The sequence below is a fragment of the Pseudomonas sp. TS_SC_3 genome, assembly GCF_056156225.1.
The window spans coordinates 770349-787136 of sequence record NZ_CM149586.1; the positions used below are offsets into that span (position 1 = coordinate 770349).

19 protein-coding genes are annotated in these 16788 nt (G+C 58.2%); all 19 read left to right on the top strand.

The window, feature by feature from the left end; translation table 11 throughout:
* Nucleotides 1-549 precede the first annotated feature (549 nt).
* A complete protein-coding gene (gene putP, locus AC0J6G_RS03705) occupies nucleotides 550-2037 on the top strand; it encodes a sodium/proline symporter PutP (RefSeq protein ID WP_475251404.1) in 1488 nt (495 codons plus the stop codon).
* A gap of 224 nt (nucleotides 2038-2261) precedes the next feature.
* The gene (locus AC0J6G_RS03710) at nucleotides 2262-2483 is read left to right on the top strand and encodes a VF530 family protein (protein WP_475251406.1); all 222 of its coding nucleotides are present in this window, start codon (nucleotides 2262-2264) and stop codon (nucleotides 2481-2483) included.
* Between the two features lie 94 nt (nucleotides 2484-2577).
* Nucleotides 2578-2907, top strand: a complete 330-nt coding sequence (gene fliE, locus AC0J6G_RS03715) for a flagellar hook-basal body complex protein FliE (protein WP_475251408.1) — start codon at nucleotides 2578-2580, stop codon at nucleotides 2905-2907.
* Nucleotides 2908-2922: 15 nt separating this feature from the next.
* Complete coding sequence (gene fliF / locus AC0J6G_RS03720; protein WP_475251410.1) at nucleotides 2923-4704, top strand: flagellar basal-body MS-ring/collar protein FliF; 1782 nt, start codon at nucleotides 2923-2925, stop codon at nucleotides 4702-4704.
* Complete coding sequence (gene fliG, locus AC0J6G_RS03725; protein ID WP_475251412.1) at nucleotides 4697-5713, top strand: flagellar motor switch protein FliG; 1017 nt, start codon at nucleotides 4697-4699, stop codon at nucleotides 5711-5713. Before fliF ends, fliG begins: the two co-directional genes overlap by 8 nt.
* Nucleotides 5714-5716: 3 nt before the next feature.
* The gene (fliH, locus tag AC0J6G_RS03730; protein WP_475251414.1) at nucleotides 5717-6535 is read left to right on the top strand and encodes a flagellar assembly protein FliH; all 819 of its coding nucleotides are present in this window, start codon (nucleotides 5717-5719) and stop codon (nucleotides 6533-6535) included.
* Nucleotides 6525-7886 carry a flagellar protein export ATPase FliI gene (gene fliI / locus AC0J6G_RS03735; RefSeq protein ID WP_475251416.1) on the top strand — a complete coding sequence of 454 codons (1362 nt, stop codon included), beginning with the start codon at nucleotides 6525-6527 and terminating at the stop codon, nucleotides 7884-7886. The genes fliH and fliI overlap by 11 nt, the downstream gene beginning before the upstream one ends.
* Nucleotides 7887-7889: 3 nt before the next feature.
* A complete protein-coding gene (gene fliJ, locus AC0J6G_RS03740; RefSeq protein WP_475251418.1) occupies nucleotides 7890-8342 on the top strand; it encodes a flagellar export protein FliJ in 453 nt (150 codons plus the stop codon).
* Between the two features lie 150 nt (nucleotides 8343-8492).
* A complete protein-coding gene (locus tag AC0J6G_RS03745) occupies nucleotides 8493-8798 on the top strand; it encodes an STAS domain-containing protein (protein ID WP_475251420.1) in 306 nt (101 codons plus the stop codon).
* 14 nt (nucleotides 8799-8812) lie between these two features.
* Nucleotides 8813-10507, top strand: a complete 1695-nt coding sequence (locus tag AC0J6G_RS03750) for a SpoIIE family protein phosphatase (RefSeq protein WP_475251422.1) — start codon at nucleotides 8813-8815, stop codon at nucleotides 10505-10507.
* 30 nt (nucleotides 10508-10537) lie between these two features.
* Nucleotides 10538-10891 carry an Hpt domain-containing protein gene (locus AC0J6G_RS03755; RefSeq protein ID WP_475251424.1) on the top strand — a complete coding sequence of 118 codons (354 nt, stop codon included), beginning with the start codon at nucleotides 10538-10540 and terminating at the stop codon, nucleotides 10889-10891.
* Between the two features lie 109 nt (nucleotides 10892-11000).
* On the top strand, nucleotides 11001-12272 hold the full coding sequence (locus AC0J6G_RS03760) for a flagellar hook-length control protein FliK (RefSeq protein ID WP_475251426.1): 1272 nt from the start codon (nucleotides 11001-11003) through the stop codon (nucleotides 12270-12272).
* Between the two features lie 233 nt (nucleotides 12273-12505).
* Nucleotides 12506-13033: a flagellar basal body-associated protein FliL gene (fliL, locus tag AC0J6G_RS03765; RefSeq protein WP_475251428.1), complete on the top strand. Its 528-nt coding sequence runs from the start codon at nucleotides 12506-12508 to the stop codon at nucleotides 13031-13033.
* A 13-nt stretch (nucleotides 13034-13046) separates the two neighbouring features.
* Nucleotides 13047-14018, top strand: coding sequence for a flagellar motor switch protein FliM (gene fliM, locus AC0J6G_RS03770; protein ID WP_475251430.1), 972 nt, complete (start codon nucleotides 13047-13049; stop codon nucleotides 14016-14018).
* A 30-nt stretch (nucleotides 14019-14048) separates the two neighbouring features.
* Entirely contained in the window at nucleotides 14049-14519 is a 471-nt protein-coding gene (gene fliN / locus AC0J6G_RS03775) for a flagellar motor switch protein FliN (RefSeq protein WP_475251432.1), read from the top strand.
* A gap of 2 nt (nucleotides 14520-14521) precedes the next feature.
* Nucleotides 14522-14953 (top strand): flagellar biosynthetic protein FliO, encoded by a 432-nt coding sequence (gene fliO / locus AC0J6G_RS03780; protein ID WP_475251434.1) that lies wholly within the window; start codon nucleotides 14522-14524, stop codon nucleotides 14951-14953.
* Nucleotides 14953-15738, top strand: coding sequence for a flagellar type III secretion system pore protein FliP (gene fliP / locus AC0J6G_RS03785; protein ID WP_475251436.1), 786 nt, complete (start codon nucleotides 14953-14955; stop codon nucleotides 15736-15738). Before fliO ends, fliP begins: the two co-directional genes overlap by 1 nt.
* A gap of 2 nt (nucleotides 15739-15740) precedes the next feature.
* A complete protein-coding gene (gene fliQ, locus AC0J6G_RS03790; protein WP_475251438.1) occupies nucleotides 15741-16010 on the top strand; it encodes a flagellar biosynthesis protein FliQ in 270 nt (89 codons plus the stop codon).
* 1 nt (nucleotide 16011) lies between these two features.
* Nucleotides 16012-16788 (top strand): flagellar biosynthetic protein FliR, encoded by a 777-nt coding sequence (gene fliR / locus AC0J6G_RS03795; RefSeq protein ID WP_475251440.1) that lies wholly within the window; start codon nucleotides 16012-16014, stop codon nucleotides 16786-16788.

A 16788-nucleotide genomic window follows, 5' to 3' on the forward strand; every position in this document is an offset into this window, starting at 1 on the left:
ATGCCAGTGCTGTAAAATGCTGTCTGCTCTTTGCGCTACAGGTTAAACATCTGTTTAACGGAAGTTCCCTGCTTGGAGGATTGTGCAAAAACTCCAGAGTATTTTGTAAGAAGCACTCATGCCTCTGCCACTAAATTCCGTCCTCCACGAAAATGCTGTGCAGGTTTCTAGCCGCAGGATGCTCAGGTAAGACCCTGGAGTTGAACTAGACCTAACATCAACCGTGAGCAAGTAACGGAACCGGGTGATAATGCGTGCCCGTGTAACATTGCCCCGTCACTTTTTGTGTGCAGGCCTTAGTTGTGAGTAGTGTCGCGTTTTCTACCGGCGCGTAGCCTTTAGCAAAATGTTGAATGTGCGCAGGGCCTGGCTGGTCACTAAACGGATTTTCACGGGCGACTGTCTTGCGGCATGCGCCCGTTGTTGTATTGAGGTCGTACCTCGACAGCGTTAATTGACTATCACCCGATAGACAGATGTGAAGTGCCACGTTGGCAATGGGGCTACCCCTGTTGCTGAAATAACAACAATCAAGAGGGGAGCCCCCCAATGACTGCAAATACTCCGATGCTGGTCACCTTTGTGGTGTACATCGCGCTTATGGTGCTGATCGGCCTGTTCGCTTACATGCGCACCAAGAACCTTTCCGATTACATTCTGGGCGGTCGCAGCCTGGGTAGTTTCGTCACCGCGTTGTCGGCAGGTGCATCGGACATGAGTGGCTGGCTGCTGATGGGCCTGCCTGGCGCGGTCTACCTGTCTGGCCTGTCCGAAGGCTGGATCGCCATTGGCTTGATTATTGGTGCCTACCTCAACTGGCTGTTCGTTGCCGGTCGTCTGCGCGTGCAGACCGAGCACAACGGCAACGCCCTGACTCTGCCGGATTACTTCACCCACCGCTTCGAAGACAGCAGCCGCGTGCTGCGCATCTTCTCTGCGTTGGTGATTCTGGTGTTCTTCACCATCTACTGCGCTTCGGGTGTTGTAGCCGGTGCCCGCCTGTTTGAAAGCACCTTCGGCATGTCCTACGAGACTGCGCTGTGGGCGGGTGCTGCAGCGACCATCGCTTACACCTTTATCGGTGGTTTCCTGGCGGTGAGCTGGACTGACACCGTACAAGCCACGCTGATGATCTTCGCGTTGATCCTCACCCCAGTCGTGGTGTTGATTGCCACCGGCGGTGCTGATGCCACCTTCGCGGCGATTGAGCTGAAAGATGCCACCAGCTTCGACATGCTCAAAGGCGCAAGCTTTGTCGGCGTGATCTCGCTGATGGCCTGGGGCTTGGGCTACTTTGGTCAGCCGCACATCCTGGCGCGCTTTATGGCGGCCGATTCGGTTAAGTCGATTCCCGCCGCCCGTCGTATCTCCATGACTTGGATGATCCTGACACTGGGTGGTGCAGTGGCGGTCGGTTTCTTCGGTATCGCCTACTTCGCAGCCAACCCGGACCTCGCTGGCCCGGTGACTGAGAATCCTGAGCGCGTGTTTATCGAACTGGCCAAGCTGCTGTTCAACCCATGGATTGCCGGCATCCTGTTGTCCGCCATTCTGGCTGCGGTGATGAGCACCCTGAGCTGCCAGTTGCTGGTGTGCTCCAGTGCCCTGACCGAAGACTTCTACAAAGCCTTCCTGCGTAAAGACGCTTCGCAGTCTGAGCTGGTGTGGGTGGGTCGCGGCATGGTGCTGTTGATCGCTGTTGTGGCCATCATGCTGGCCGCCAACCCGGAAAACCGCGTACTGGGCCTGGTGTCCTACGCCTGGGCAGGTTTCGGTGCTGCGTTCGGTCCGGTGGTAATCCTCTCCCTGGTTTGGAAGCAGATGACCCGCAACGGCGCTCTGGCCGGCATGCTGGTGGGTGCCTTTACCGTGATCCTGTGGAAGAACTTCCTCGGTCACCTGGGGCTGTACGAAATCATCCCGGGCTTTATCTTCGCCACTCTCGCCATTGTGCTGTTCAGCAAGGTCGGTAACGGTCCTTCGGCCAGCATGATCAAGCGCTTCGACGAAGCTGAGAAGGAATACCAGTCGGTCTGATTGCTTGCGGCGCCGGCTACCGCGGGGGCGCTCAGTACCCTCGCGTACCTGTAAGGCGCTGATGCACATGACTTGATAACGCTGCGCCGGTCCACACCTTGGGTGTCGGGCCGGTTTTTTTTGGTCGCCAAAACGTCTCGCGATGGGTTTGGCACTTTCGGTCAGGCGCGGGCTTGGCTAAGGTGGCGCATGTTTTTCAACCAGGCTGTTTTTACAGGTTCTGCATGATTCAATCACCGAAAAATCCGCTGCATGGCGTGACCCTTGAAGCCATTCTCATCGCTCTGGTTGCTCAGCATGGCTGGGACGGCTTGGCGCAACGCATCGACATCCGTTGCTTCAAGAGTGACCCGAGTATCAAATCCAGCCTGACGTTCCTGCGCAAAACGCCCTGGGCGCGGGAGAAGGTCGAGGCGCTGTATATCCGCTCGCACGCGGGTAAATAAGCGGCGAAACCCCATTCGGAAAACTGGCACCCTTGTTGCAATACCTCTGCAAACGCCGCGAAGCGTCAAAAAACCGCGGCCATTGGAGGTAATGATGAGCCAGGGTGTTGAATTCAATCGTTTGATGCTGGAAATGCGTTCCATGCAGGCCGACGCCATGATGCGTCAGAAGCCTGTAGCCAGCACACCCGAGCCTGGCGCACCCAGCTTCTCCGACATGCTTGGGCAGGCCGTGAATAAGGTCAGCGAAACCCAGCAAGCCGCCAGCAAACTGGCAGCCGCCTTTGAAATGGGCACCAGTGGTGTGGATTTGACCGACGTGATGATCGCCTCACAGAAATCCAGCGTTTCCATGCAAGCCATGACCCAAGTGCGCAACAAGCTGGTTCAGGCTTATCAAGACATCATGCAGATGCCGGTTTAAGGGTAGGGCAGAATCATGGCTGAAGCCGTTGTAAACGTTCCTGCCACCACCGGCGCAGATGAACCGAAGAAACCGTTGTTCGGCCTGGCTTTCCTGGAAAACCTCGCCGATATGTCGATGTTGCGTCAGATCGGCCTGATGGTTGGCCTGGCTGCCAGCGTGGCCATCGGTTTTGCCGTGGTGTTGTGGTCGCAGCAGCCGGATTACCGTCCGCTGTATGGCAGCCTCGATGGCATGGATGCGTCGCAGGTGATGGAGACGTTGGCGGCTGCTGATATCAAATACACCGTAGAGCCCAACTCAGGCGCACTGCTGGTCAAGTCGGATGACCTGGCGCGTGCACGTATGCGCCTGGCTGCTGCCGGCGTTGCGCCGAAGGACAACAGCGTCGGCTTTGAGATTCTCGACCAGGAGCAAGGCCTGGGCACCAGCCAGTTTATGGAGGCCACGCGCTACCGCCGCGGCCTGGAAGGCGAGCTGGCGCGCACCGTTTCCAGCTTGAACAATGTCAAAGCGGCCCGCGTACACCTGGCCATTCCCAAAAGTTCGGTATTTGTGCGCGATGAGCGCAAGCCCAGCGCTTCGGTGCTGGTTGAGCTGTATTCGGGGCGCAACCTGGAGCCGAGCCAGGTGATGGCCATCGTCAACCTGGTTGCCAGCAGCGTGCCGGAAATGAACAAGGCACAGGTCACCGTCGTCGACCAGAAGGGCAACCTGCTGTCGGATATCCAAGAAATGTCCGAACTGACCATGGCCGGTAAACAATTCGATTACAGTCGCCGCATGGAAAGCCTGTTCACCCAGCGCGTGCACAATATTCTGCAGCCGGTGCTGGGTTCGGGCCGTTACAAGGCCGAAGTGTCGGCGGATGTGGATTTCAGTGCGGTGGAATCTACCTCGGAGATGTTCAACCCGGATCAACCGGCGCTGCGCAGTGAGCAGTCCGTCAACGAGCAGCGCACCAGCAGCCTGCCGCCACAAGGTGTGCCGGGGGCGCTGGCCAACCAGCCACCAGGCCCAGCTGCCGCGCCTGAACAGGCGGGCGGTGCGGCGGCCGTACCGGGTCCGATTGCCGCTGGTCAGCCGCTGCTGGATGCCAACGGTGCGCAGATCATCGACCCAGCCACTGGCCTGGCCATGCTCGCGCCTTACCCCGCGGACAAGCGTGAACAGTCGACGCGCAACTTTGAGTTGGACCGTTCCATCAGCTACACCAAACAACAGCAGGGCCGTCTGCGCCGTTTGTCGGTGGCGGTGGTGGTCGATGATCAAGCGAAAATCGATGCGGCCACCGGTGAAGTCACTCGTGTGCCGTGGAGCAGTGATGACCTGGCTCGCTTTACCCGCCTGGTGCAGGACTCAGTGGGCTTTGACGCCAGCCGTGGCGACAGCGTTAGCGTGATCAATACGCCGTTCTCCGCCGAGCTTGGCGAGGAGATGATTGAAATTCCTTTTTATACCCAGCCGTGGTTCTGGGATGTGGTCAAGCAAGTGCTCGGTGTGCTGTTTATCTTGGTCTTGGTATTCGGCGTGCTGCGTCCGGTGCTGAACAACATCACTGGCGCTGGTAAAGGCCAGGGCGACGGCCGTGGTGCTGACGTTGAGCTGGGGGAGATGGGTGCGTTGGGCGGTGATCTGGCCGAAGATCGGGTCAGCTTGGGCGGTCCACAAAGCATCCTCCTGCCGAGCCCGAGTGAGGGGTATGATGCACAACTAAACGCCATCAAGAGCCTGGTCGCTGAAGACCCAGGCCGCGTAGCCCAAGTTGTCAAAGAGTGGATCAACGCCGATGAGTGACAATCGAACCGCTGCTAAATTGAACAAGGTCGACAAGGCAGCGATTCTGCTGTTGTCGCTGGGTGAAACCGATGCCGCCCAGGTGCTGCGTCACCTTGGGCCAAAGGAAGTGCAGCGGGTCGGTGTGGCCATGGCTGGTATGCGCAACATCCAGCGCGAGCAGGTTGAGCAGGTAATGGGCGAGTTCGTCGACATCGTCGGCGATCAGACCAGTCTGGGCGTCGGTGCTGACGGCTACATCCGCAAGATGCTTACTGCGGCGTTGGGTGAAGACAAGGCCGGCAACTTGATTGACCGGATTCTTCTGGGCGGCAGCACCAGTGGCCTCGACAGCCTTAAGTGGATGGAGCCGCGCGCGGTGGCGGACGTGATCCGTTTCGAGCACCCGCAGATTCAGGCCATTGTGGTGGCTTACCTCGACCCCGATCAGGCCGGTGAAGTGCTGGGCCACTTCGACCATAAAGTGCGTCTGGATATTGTGCTGCGTGTGTCCTCGCTAAATACCGTGCAGCCGGCTGCGTTGAAAGAACTCAATCTGATTCTGGAAAAGCAGTTCTCCGGCAGCTCCAACAACACCCGCGCCGCGCTCGGCGGGGTCAAGCGTGCCGCCGATATCATGAACTTCCTCGACAGCTCGGTTGAAGGCCAGTTGATGGATTCGATCCGTGAGGTCGATGAAGACCTGTCCAGCCAGATCGAAGACCTGATGTTTGTCTTCGACAACCTCGCGGATGTCGATGACCGTGGTATTCAGGCGTTGATGCGCGAAGTGTCCTCGGATGTGCTGGTGCTGGCGCTCAAGGGGGCTGACGAGGCGATCAAGGAAAAAGTCTTCAAGAACATGTCGAAACGCGCTGCCGAACTGCTGCGCGACGATTTGGAAGCCAAAGGGCCGGTCCGCGTCAGCGACGTGGAAACCGCGCAGAAGGAAATTCTCACCATCGCCCGACGTATGGCCGAAGCTGGGGAAATTGTCTTGGGCGGCAAAGGTGGCGAGGAAATGGTTTAAGCCATGTCCGCTAAAGAGCCCGCAAGTGAACTGATCCGCGCCAAGGACCTCAAGGGTGTAGACCTCTGGGCGCTGCCCAGCTTCGACCCGCAAGTAGCTACGCCTGAGCCTACGCCCGAAGAGCAGGCCGCCGAGCACTCGGTGGCGGAGAGTGAGCAGGCGCCGGTCGAGAGCGAAGACGTAGCCCTGGAAGATGTCAAACCCTTGACGTTGGATGAGTTGGAGGCGATCCGTCAGGATGCTTACAACGAAGGGTTCGCCACAGGCGAGAAAGACGGCTTCCATGCCGGCCAGCTGAAAGCCAAGCAAGAGGCCGACACGGCCCTGGCCGCAAAAATGGCTGGCTTGGAGCAGCTGATGACCCAGCTGTTTGAGCCCATTGCCGAGCAGGATCAGCAAGTCGAAGAAGCGATGATCAGTCTGCTCGGGCAGATGGTGCGGCAGGTGGTTCAGCGTGAGCTGGTTAGCGATTCCAGCCAGATTCGCCAGGTGCTCAGCGAGGCGCTCAAGTTGCTGCCAATGGGCGCCGGCAACATTCGTATCCACCTTAATCCGCAAGATTTCGAGATGATCAAAGCGTTGCGCGAGCGCCACGAAGAGAGCTGGCGGATTCTCGAAGACGACGCTTTATTGCCTGGCGGATGCCGAGTGGAAAGCGAGCTTAGCCGCATCGATGCCACCGTTGAAACTCGGTTAAATCAGGCGATCAAGCAGCTGTTTGAACAACAGCGTGAGCAGGCCATGCATCCGCTGGAAGCGGATTTGCACACCGAGCTGGAGGCTGTACCGGCCGATACTCAGGCGAGCCCGGATGCGCCTTGATCGAGTCAGCTTCGCCAAGCGTTTGGCCAGTTATGGCGATGCCGTAACGCTGCCCACTCAGCCGCAGGTTGAAGGCCGCTTGTTGCGTATGGTCGGCCTCACGCTGGAAGCCGAAGGCCTGCGTGCCGCCCTAGGCAGCCGCTGCTTGGTCATCAACGACGACAGCTATCACCCGGTGCAGGTTGAGGCCGAGGTGATGGGCTTTTCCAACGGCAAAATTTTCCTTATGCCGGTCGGCAGCCTGGCCGGCATCGCCCCCGGTGCCCGTGTAGTGCCGCTGCCGGATACCGGGCGCCTGCCGATGGGCATGTCGATGCTTGGCCGCGTGCTCGACGGCACCGGCCGCGCCCTCGATGGCAAAGGCGGGATGAAAGCCGAGGATTGGGTGCCGATGGATGGCCCAACGATCAACCCGCTCAATCGCCACCCCATCAGTGAACCGCTAGATGTCGGCATCCGTTCGATCAATGGCCTGCTGACTGTTGGCCGTGGTCAGCGTCTCGGTCTGTTTGCCGGTACTGGTGTAGGTAAATCGGTACTGCTGGGCATGATGACGCGCTTTACCGAGGCCGACATTATCGTGGTCGGGTTGATTGGTGAGCGGGGCCGTGAAGTTAAAGAATTTATCGATGAGATCCTCGGGCACGAGGGCCTCAAACGCTCGGTGGTGGTGGCGTCGCCCGCCGATGATGCGCCGCTGATGCGTCTGCGCGCCGCCATGTACTGCACGCGTATCGCCGAATATTTTCGCGACAAGGGTAAGAACGTTCTGCTGCTGATGGATTCGCTGACCCGTTTCGCTCAGGCCCAGCGCGAGATCGCCCTGGCCATTGGCGAGCCACCGGCAACCAAGGGGTATCCGCCTTCGGTCTTTGCCCGCCTGCCCAAGCTGGTGGAGCGTGCTGGTAACGCCGAGAAGGGCGGCGGTTCAATCACCGCGTTCTATACCGTGCTCAGCGAAGGCGATGACCAACAAGATCCCATCGCCGACGCTGCCCGTGGCGTGTTGGACGGCCATATTGTGCTGTCGCGGCGGCTGGCAGAAGAAGGCCATTACCCGGCGATTGATATCGAAGCCTCGATCAGCCGGGTGATGCCGCAGGTGGTCAGCGCCGATCACATGCGTCTGGCGCAGCGTTTCAAGCAGTTGTGGTCGCGTTATCAGCAAAGCCGCGACTTGATCAGCGTCGGCGCCTATGTCCCGGGCGGTGATGCCGACACCGACCTCGCCATCGCCCGTCAACCCGCCATGGTCAAGTACCTGCGCCAGGGCCTGCATGACAACGAAAGCCTGGATAGCAGCAGTGCGCAGCTGGCGGCAACCTTCAACCCTGCCGCAGCAGGCGGGTAAGCCATGGCGCAAAGTCGTGCTGCGCGGTTAGCCCCGGTGGTCGATATGGCCGAGCGTGCCGAGCGTGAAGCGGCCCTGCAACTAGGTCACTGCCAGGGGCTTCTGCGTCAGGCCGAAGTGCAGCTGGGCGATCTTGAGCGCTACCGCGGTGATTACCAGCAGCAGTGGATCAGTGAAGGGCAGCGCGGCGTTTCCGGGCAATGGTTGATGAACTACCAGCGCTTTCTCACTCAACTGGAAAGCGCCATCGGCCAGCAGCGCAACAGTGTCGATTGGCACCGTGCCAATATGGATAAAGTGCGCGAGGTCTGGCAACAGCGCTACGCACGCATGGAAGGGCTGCGCAAATTGGTTAAGCGTTATCAGGATGAAGCGCGGATGGCGGAAGACAAGCGCGAACAGAAACTGCTTGATGAGCTCTCGCAGCGCATCGCCGGGCGTGATCCGCAGTACTAAGCACCGCCGCACCGGCATCAGTCGCTTTGATTAAGCACGGCCTAAACAGTTGCCGCATGGGCGCTGCGATGCTACATCTTGATCATGCATAACCTGCAGCTTGGCTCACCCAAATGTGCCGCCAGGTCCTTTTGTCGATGGGAGTACTTCATGGCTATCACTTCGCTACCTTCATCCGATGGGCAAGAGCTAACCATTATGATTCAGGGACGCTTCGATTTCGGTGCGCATCAGGCATTCCGTAATGCGTATGAAAATGCCAGCAGTAGCCCGCTGCGCTTTATCGTTGACCTCAAGGAAACCACCTACCTCGACAGTTCGGCCCTCGGCATGCTGTTGCTGTTGCGTGACCATGCCGGCGGCGACAGCTCACAGATCAGCCTGCTCAACTGTAACCCGGATGTACGCAAAATCCTGGCTATTTCCAATTTCGAGCAACTGTTCAAGATCGCTTGAGCGGCTCGCCTGCCATGCCAGAGCGCCTGTCTATTCTGATCGCTGAAGACAACGCGGCCGACCGCATGTTGCTGTCGACCATCGTCAGTCGTCAGGGGCACCGCGTGCTGACCGCCAGCAATGGTTTGGAGGCTGTGGCGCTGTTTGAGCAGGAGCGTCCTCAGCTGGTGCTGATGGATGCGCTAATGCCACTGATGGATGGCTTTGAAGCGGCGCGGCGGATTAAGCAGGCTGCCGGCGAAGAGCTGGTGCCGATCATCTTTCTCACCTCCCTGACTGAAGGCGAAGCGTTGGTGCGCTGCTTGGAGGCCGGTGGTGACGACTTTCTTGCCAAACCCTATAACCGGGTCATTCTCGAAGCCAAGATCAAGGCCATGGATCGCCTAAGGCGCTTGCAAGACACTGTGCTGCAGCAGCGCGACCTGATTGCCATGCACAACGAACACCTACTCACCGAGCAGCGAGTGGCCAAGGCGGTGTTTGACAAGGTCACCCATTCTGGCTGCCTGGACGCGCCAAATATTCGTTATCTGCAATCACCCTATGCCGTCTTTAACGGCGACCTGCTGCTGGCTGCGTTCAAGCCCTCAGGCGGCATGCATGTGCTACTGGGCGACTTCACCGGCCACGGCTTGCCAGCGGCGATTGGCGCAATGCCGCTGGCCGAAGTGTTTTATGGCATGACTGCCAAGGGTTACTCCCTGGCCGAAGTGCTGCGCGAGATCAACGCCAAGCTCAAACACATCCTGCCTGTGGGCGTGTTTTGCTGCGCGACCGTATTGAACATCAGCTTCCAGCGCCAAGTGGTTGAGGTGTGGAACGGTGGCCTGCCGGATGGTTATCTGCTGCGCTGTAATGGCGAGCGCTTGCCGCTGGTGTCGCGGCACTTGCCGTTGGGGGTGCTGGAGCCCGCCGCGTTCAATGATAAGTACGAGGTTTATCCGCTGGCGCTGGGTGATCGGGTTTTTCTGCTGTCTGATGGCGTGCTGGAAACGTGCAATAAGTTGGGTGAGTTGTTCGGTGAAGAACGCTTGCTTGAGGTGTTCGCTGCTAATCGGCAGCCGACTGAGCTGTTTTCTGAAATCCAGCAGGCACTGGCGCATTTCAGTGGTGAGCAGCAGGATGATGTCAGCCTGCTTGAGGTCAGCCTGGTTGAGCAGGGGCAGCTGAGTAGGCCGCCGCTGGCCTTTGCGGACAATGGCCAGAGCCATTCACTGGACTGGTCGGCCAGCTTCGAGTTTCGCGGCGAAACCCTGCGCCATTTCAATCCGTTGCCGTTTCTCCTGCAGCTGTTGCTTGAGGTGCAAGGGTTAAGGCCGCAAGCGGGCGCGTTGTTCAGTGTGCTGGCCGAGTTGTATTCAAATGCCCTGGAGCACGGCGTGCTGGGGTTGGATTCAGCGCTTAAGGCCGATGCTAAAGGATTTGCCGAGTACTACCGCCAACGCAGCGTGCGTTTGGCTGCGCTCGCGGACGGCTTTGTACGTTTTCATATGCAATTACTCCCCGAAGGCGCAGGCGGGCGTTTGATTATCCGCGTCGAAGACAGCGGTTCTGGCTTTAATGCGCCGCTGATAGCTGCGCAGCCCCGCAGCTCCCACAGTTTGAGCGGTCGCGGGCTTGAGCTGGTCAGGCAATTGAGTGAGCGGTGCAGTTGGGATAACGACGAGCCAGGGGTGCGCGTAGAGTTTTCCTGGTTGCCTGGTGCATAATCCGACGCCTAACGCCAGGAGGGCGAGCTGTTGTCTGATATACACCTTGATAGCGCAGTACTAGCGGCGTTGCAGGACGTTATGGAAGATGAATATCCAGTATTACTGGATACCTTTCTAACCGACTCAGAGGAGCGGTTACTGTCGTTGCGCCAGGCTGAACGCTCGGCGGATGCACAGAGCCTGCGACTGGCAGCGCATAGTTTCAAAGGCAGCTGCAGCAATATGGGCGCGCTGACGCTAGTGGGGCTGTGTAGACATCTGGAGGAGGCTGGGCGGCGTGAACAGCTGGAGCAGGCGCCTGAGCTGGTCGAGCAAATTGAGCGTGAATTTGCCATTGTGCGCATCCTGCTTAAATCCGAGCGTCAACGCTATCGGCATTAGTCTCGCTCCCCCCGCACGGCTATACCCATCTTCGTTTACCCCTGCGCCAATAAGTTGGCCCGCCCCTTGCAAATACCTTCGCACGACTAATCCCGAGCGGAGAGTATCCATGTCCGTTGCCCCCGATCTGCTGCTCAAATCGGCACCTGCAGTAAAACCTAGGGCTGCTGCCGCAAAGCCGCCGGAAAACAACGCCCAAGCCAACAAGAATGAGGCTTCCAACTTCTCTCAGGTATATGCCAAGGAGCGTCAAGCCAAGGCAGCTGAGCGTAACGAAGCCTCCGCCAAACCTGCGCGTGAAACTAAGCCGAAGGAGGCATCAGACGACGAGTCGCAGGTGGTTGCTGCCACCGGGCAGGCTGAGGTTGCCGATAGCGGCAAGCCTTTGCCGAGCGACCCGGCAAATGAGGGTGCGGTGCTTGATCCGTTGCTGTTGCTCGGCATAACTGGCGAGATGCCAGCGCAAGAGGCTGAAGCGTTAGCGCTCGACACCGAACCCGCGCCACTGTTGGTGACCACCGGTAATCTGAACAGCTCGGGTCCGGCGAGCCTGACTGAGGCCAGCTTTGACGCGGAGCTGGATGCACTCAATCAACTGCCGGCGGTGCGCATGGCATTGGAAATGGGCGCGAAGGAAAAAGCCTTGGCGGATCAAGCCGCGACACCTGTGGCGCAGGCTACCTTGGCGACGCAGAATGCGAGCCAGGGCATGTTGGCTGGTCAGGTGCTGCAGGATGAGGTGCCGATAGAGGGCGATGCGCTTGAACTCTCGGATATGCAGCTCGAAGCCCTGACCGGCAAAAGTCTTGAGGCATTGAAGGAAGGTACGGCGAACAGCACACCGGAGAACTTTGTCAGCAAGCTTAATGCGCTGAGTCAGGCCATCGGCCAGCAGAGCCCCCTCTCCGCACGTGCGCCGGTTGTGGTTGGGCAACCCGTACCGATGCAGCAGGGCGGTTGGAGTGAAGCGGTAGTTGACCGGGTGATGGTGATGTCCAGTCAGAATCTCAAATCCGCCGAAATTCAACTCGACCCTGCCGAGTTGGGCCGCCTGGAGGTGCGCATCAGCGTCAATCAGGAGCAAAGCCAGGTCACCTTTGCTAGCCCACATGCCGGCGTACGTGAAGCGCTCGATGCACAGATGCACCGTCTGCGTGAGCTGTTTGCCCAGCAGGGCATGAACTTGATGGATGTAAACGTCTCAGATCAGTCGCTGAGTCGCGGCTGGCAAGGCCAGGAAGGTGGCAGTGGTAACGGCAGGGGGGGCAATGGTGGTGTTGGTGAGTTACTCGGCGCCGATGAGGAGCTGCACGCAAGCCCTGTTGAGTCCTCTCAAACTCACTCCGGCAACCTGCGCAGTTTGGTTGATTACTACGCCTAGAGCGCTTGCTGCTGTAGTTGCTTAGCGCACTGATCTAAACTGCGTTTCGCCCGGCTCCCATTGTGTGGGAGCCGGGCGATTTTGTTTAAGGCATGTGCGACCCGCTGCCTTGGCCAAATCACCGTCAGGTGCTGGGCCACCCGTAGTGAGCAAGCGTGTTAATACACTGGCATAACACTTGCTCCCAACCCTTTGAAAACGGATAGAACTCCGAATAACGACGGATTATTGGCATGGCTAAGAAAGAAGCAGCGCAAGCGCCGGCAGATGCCGAGGCGAAACCAGCCGGCAAAATGAAGTTGATCATTATCATTGTTCTCGCCGTGCTGTTGGCTGTGGGGCTTTCCGTAGGCGGGACGTGGTTCTTCTTGAGTAAGAACGATGCTGGTGCTGATGAGGCCAAGGCAGAAGCCAGCGCCGAGCCTGCCGTGCCGGTTAAGCAACCGGCGATTTATGAAGAACTGACGCCAGCCTTTGTGGTGAATTTTACCCATCAAGGTCGTGCCCGTTATATGCAAGTCAGCGTCGCCCTTATGACGCGCGATCAAGCCGCTCTGGATGCGCTGAAAGTGCATATGCCGGTGTTGCGTAACCGCCTGGTGATGCTGTTTTCCGGTCAGGACTTTGCTTCTTTGATCACGCCGGTGGGCAAGGAAATGCTGCGTCAGCAGGCAACCGCCAGCGTGCAGGAGCTTGCCGAGAAAGAAACCGGCAAGGTCACCGTCGAACAAGTGCTGTTCACCAACCTCGTGTTGCAGTAACCAGGAGCCGTATATGGCTGTGCAAGACCTGCTTTCCCAAGATGAAATTGATGCCCTGTTGCATGGCGTTGATGACGGCTTGGTGGAAACCGAGGACGAAGCCGAACCGGGAAGCGTCAAACAATATGATCTGACCAGCCAGGACCGGATTGTCCGTGGGCGTATGCCAACGCTTGAGATGATCAACGAGCGTTTTGCCCGCTACACTCGCATCAGTATGTTCAACCTGCTGCGTCGTTCCGCCGATGTGGCGGTGGGCGGTGTGCAGGTGATGAAATTCGGCGAGTACGTGCACTCGCTGTATGTGCCTACCAGCCTCAATCTGGTGAAGATGAAGCCGCTGCGCGGTACCGGCTTGTTTATTCTGGACGCCAAGCTGGTGTTCAAACTGGTGGACAACTTTTTTGGCGGCGACGGTCGTCACGCCAAAATCGAAGGCCGCGAGTTTACGCCCACCGAGTTGCGCGTCGTCCGTATGGTGCTGGATCAGGCCTTTATCGACCTCAAGGAAGCCTGGCACGCAGTGATGGATATCAACTTCGAGTACGTCAACTCGGAAGTGAATCCGGCGCTGGCCAACATCGTCAGCCCCAGTGAAGTGATCGTGGTGTCCACCTTCCATATCGAACTGGACGGTGGTGGCGGCGACCTGCATATCACCATGCCTTATTCGATGATTGAACCGATTCGCGAGATGCTCGACGCCGGCTTTCAGTCTGACGTCGACGATCAGGATGAGCGCTGGATCAAGGCCTTGCGTGAGGACATTCTCGGCGTCAGCGTACCGTTGGGTGCCACCGTGGCACGGCGCCAGCTCAAGCTGCGCGATATTTTGCACATGCAGCCAGGGGACGTCATTCCCGTGGACCTGCCCGAACATATGGTGCTCTGTGCAAACGGGGTGCCTTCATTTAAAGCCAAGCTGGGCGCCCACAAAGGCAACCTGGCCTTGCAGGTGCTCGGTCCTATCGACCGTCAGCGCTAACGCCCATTTAACGCCAGCCGAGGAAAAACGATGGCAGACGAAAACGAAAACGAAGCCAGTTCCCCAGAAGAGCAGGCGCTTGCCGATGAGTGGGCAGCGGCCTTGTCTGAGGCCGGCGATACCGGGCAGGACGATATCGATGCCATGCTCGCGGCGAGTAACGCGGCGCCAGCGGTGCCGCGTGCGCCGATGGAAGAATTCGACAACGTACCGAAGATCAACCTGCCGGTTAATCTAGACGGGCCGAACCTGGATGTCATTCTGGATATCCCGGTATCGATCTCGATGGAGGTCGGCAATACCGACATCACCATTCGCAACCTGCTGCAGCTTAATCAGGGCTCGGTGATCGAACTTGATCGGCTGGCAGGCGAGCCCTTGGATGTTTTGGTCAACGGCACCCTGATCGCCCATGGCGAGGTGGTGGTGGTGAATGAGAAATTTGGCATTCGCCTGACTGACGTGATCAGCCCAAGCGAACGTATCAAGAAGTTGCGCTAACCATGTACAGAACCCTTCTGCTGGGCCTGGCGCTGCCCTTTGCTGCTATTGCCGCTGAGCCCGTCGCGCCCGCGGCTGAACCGCTGGCCAGTGCCGGTATGGGCGGGCAAGTGGTGCAGTTGGTGCTGGGTTTGTTGTTGGTGATTGGTTTGATCTTTCTGCTGGCCTGGGTGATGCGTCGGGTTCAGCAAATTGTGCCGCGTGGTGGGCAGGTGATCAAAATCGTGGCCACCCAAGCGTTGGGGCCACGTGATCGACTGGTGTTGGTGCAGGTGGGCGGCGAGCAGGTGCTGTTGGGGCTAACGCCGGGGACGATTACCTCGCTGCATGTGATGAAGGAACCGGTGCATTTGCCGGATGCCGAGCCGGCTTCCACCGAGTTTGCCCAGCGCCTGATGGAGCTGTTGGGCAAGGATCAGAAGGACAAGTCCTGATGCTGCGTTTCTTACTGGTTTTGGTGTTCAGCCTGGGCGCTTCGCTTGCCTTGGCTGCCGATCCACCGACGGCCAGCTCGCTGATTCAGTCGGGCAGCAGCCCGCTGTCAATTCCGGCGATCACCCTGAGCACCGATACGGAAGGGCAGCAGGAGTACTCGGTCAGCCTGCAGATTCTGCTGATCATGACGGCGCTGAGTTTTATTCCGGCGTTTGTCATGCTGATGACCAGTTTCACCCGGATCATCATCGTCTTCTCGATACTGCGTCAGGCCCTGGGCCTGCAGCAAACGCCGTCTAACCAGATTCTTGTTGGTTTGGCGCTGTTTCTGACCATGTTCATCATGGCGCCGGTGTTCGATCAAATTAACCGCGAGGCGCTGCAGCCGTATCTGAACGAGCAGATGCCTGCCCAAGACGCGATTCTCAAGGCCGAAGGGCCGATCAAGAATTTTATGCTGTCACAGACCCGTGAAAGCGATCTGGAGCTGTTCGTGCGTCTGTCCAAACGCACCGACATCGCGTCCCCGGAAGAGGCTCCCTTGACCATTCTGGTGCCGGCGTTTGTCACGTCCGAGCTGAAAACTGCTTTCCAGATCGGCTTTATGATCTTTATTCCGTTTCTAATCATCGACATGGTGGTGGCCAGTATTCTGATGGCGATGGGCATGATGATGCTCTCGCCACTGATCATTTCTTTGCCATTTAAAATCATGCTGTTTGTGCTGATTGATGGGTGGGCGCTGATTATGGGCACCCTGGCTGCCAGCTTTGGAGGCACCTAGCCATGACGCCTGAGGTTGCTGTTGATCTGGTGCGCGATGCCTTGTGGCTGACGGCCGTGATTGTCGGGATTCTGGTAGTTCCCAGCCTGATTGTGGGGCTGTTGGTCGCAATGTTTCAGGCAGCCACGCAGATCAACGAACAAACCCTGAGTTTCTTGCCCAGGTTGCTGGTCATCCTGCTGGTGCTGATCTTCGCCGGCCCGTGGCTGGTACGCGAGCTGATGGAGTACACCGAGAACCTGATCATGAATATCCCGATGTTGATCGGCTGACATGTTCGAGTTAAGTAACGCGCAGATCGGGGCATGGGTGGGCAGTTTCCTGCTGCCATTGTTTCGCATTTCTGCGCTGCTGATGTTTATGCCGCTTATCGGCAGCCAGTTGGTCCCGTCCCGTGTGCGGTTGTACCTGTCTTTGGCCATCTGTCTTGTGATCATGCCGAGCCTGCCGCCAATGCCGGAAATTGACGCAATCAGTGTGCAGGCCTTTATCTGGATCGCTCAGGAAATCCTTATCGGCGCGATGTTGGGGTTTGTCCTGCAGCTGTTTTTCCAGATATTTGTGATTGCCGGGCAAATCATTGCCATGCAAATGGGCCTCGGGTTTGCCTCAATGGTTGATCCTGCCAACGGTATTTCGGTGCCGGTGATCGGTCAGGTATTTACGATTCTCGTGACCCTGTTGTTTCTCGCGATGAATGCTCATCTGGTGGTCTTTGAGGTGCTCGCCGAGAGTTTCTTTACCCTGCCGGTGGGTAGCGGTTTTCTGTTGGAAAACTACTGGGAAATTGCCCACAAGCTGAGTTGGGTGATAGGCGCTGCTTTGCTTCTAGTGTTGCCGGCAGTCACCGCGCTGCTGGTGGTCAACCTTGCATTCGGGGTCATGACCCGAGCGGCGCCGCAGCTGAACATCTTCTCCATCGGTTTTCCCCTGACCCTGGTACTCGGGCTGGTGATTGTTTGGATCGGCATGGCGGATTTCCTCGCGCAATATCAGATGTTCGCCACCGAAGCCTTGCAGTTCCTCCGTGAAATGGCGAGGGCGCGCTAA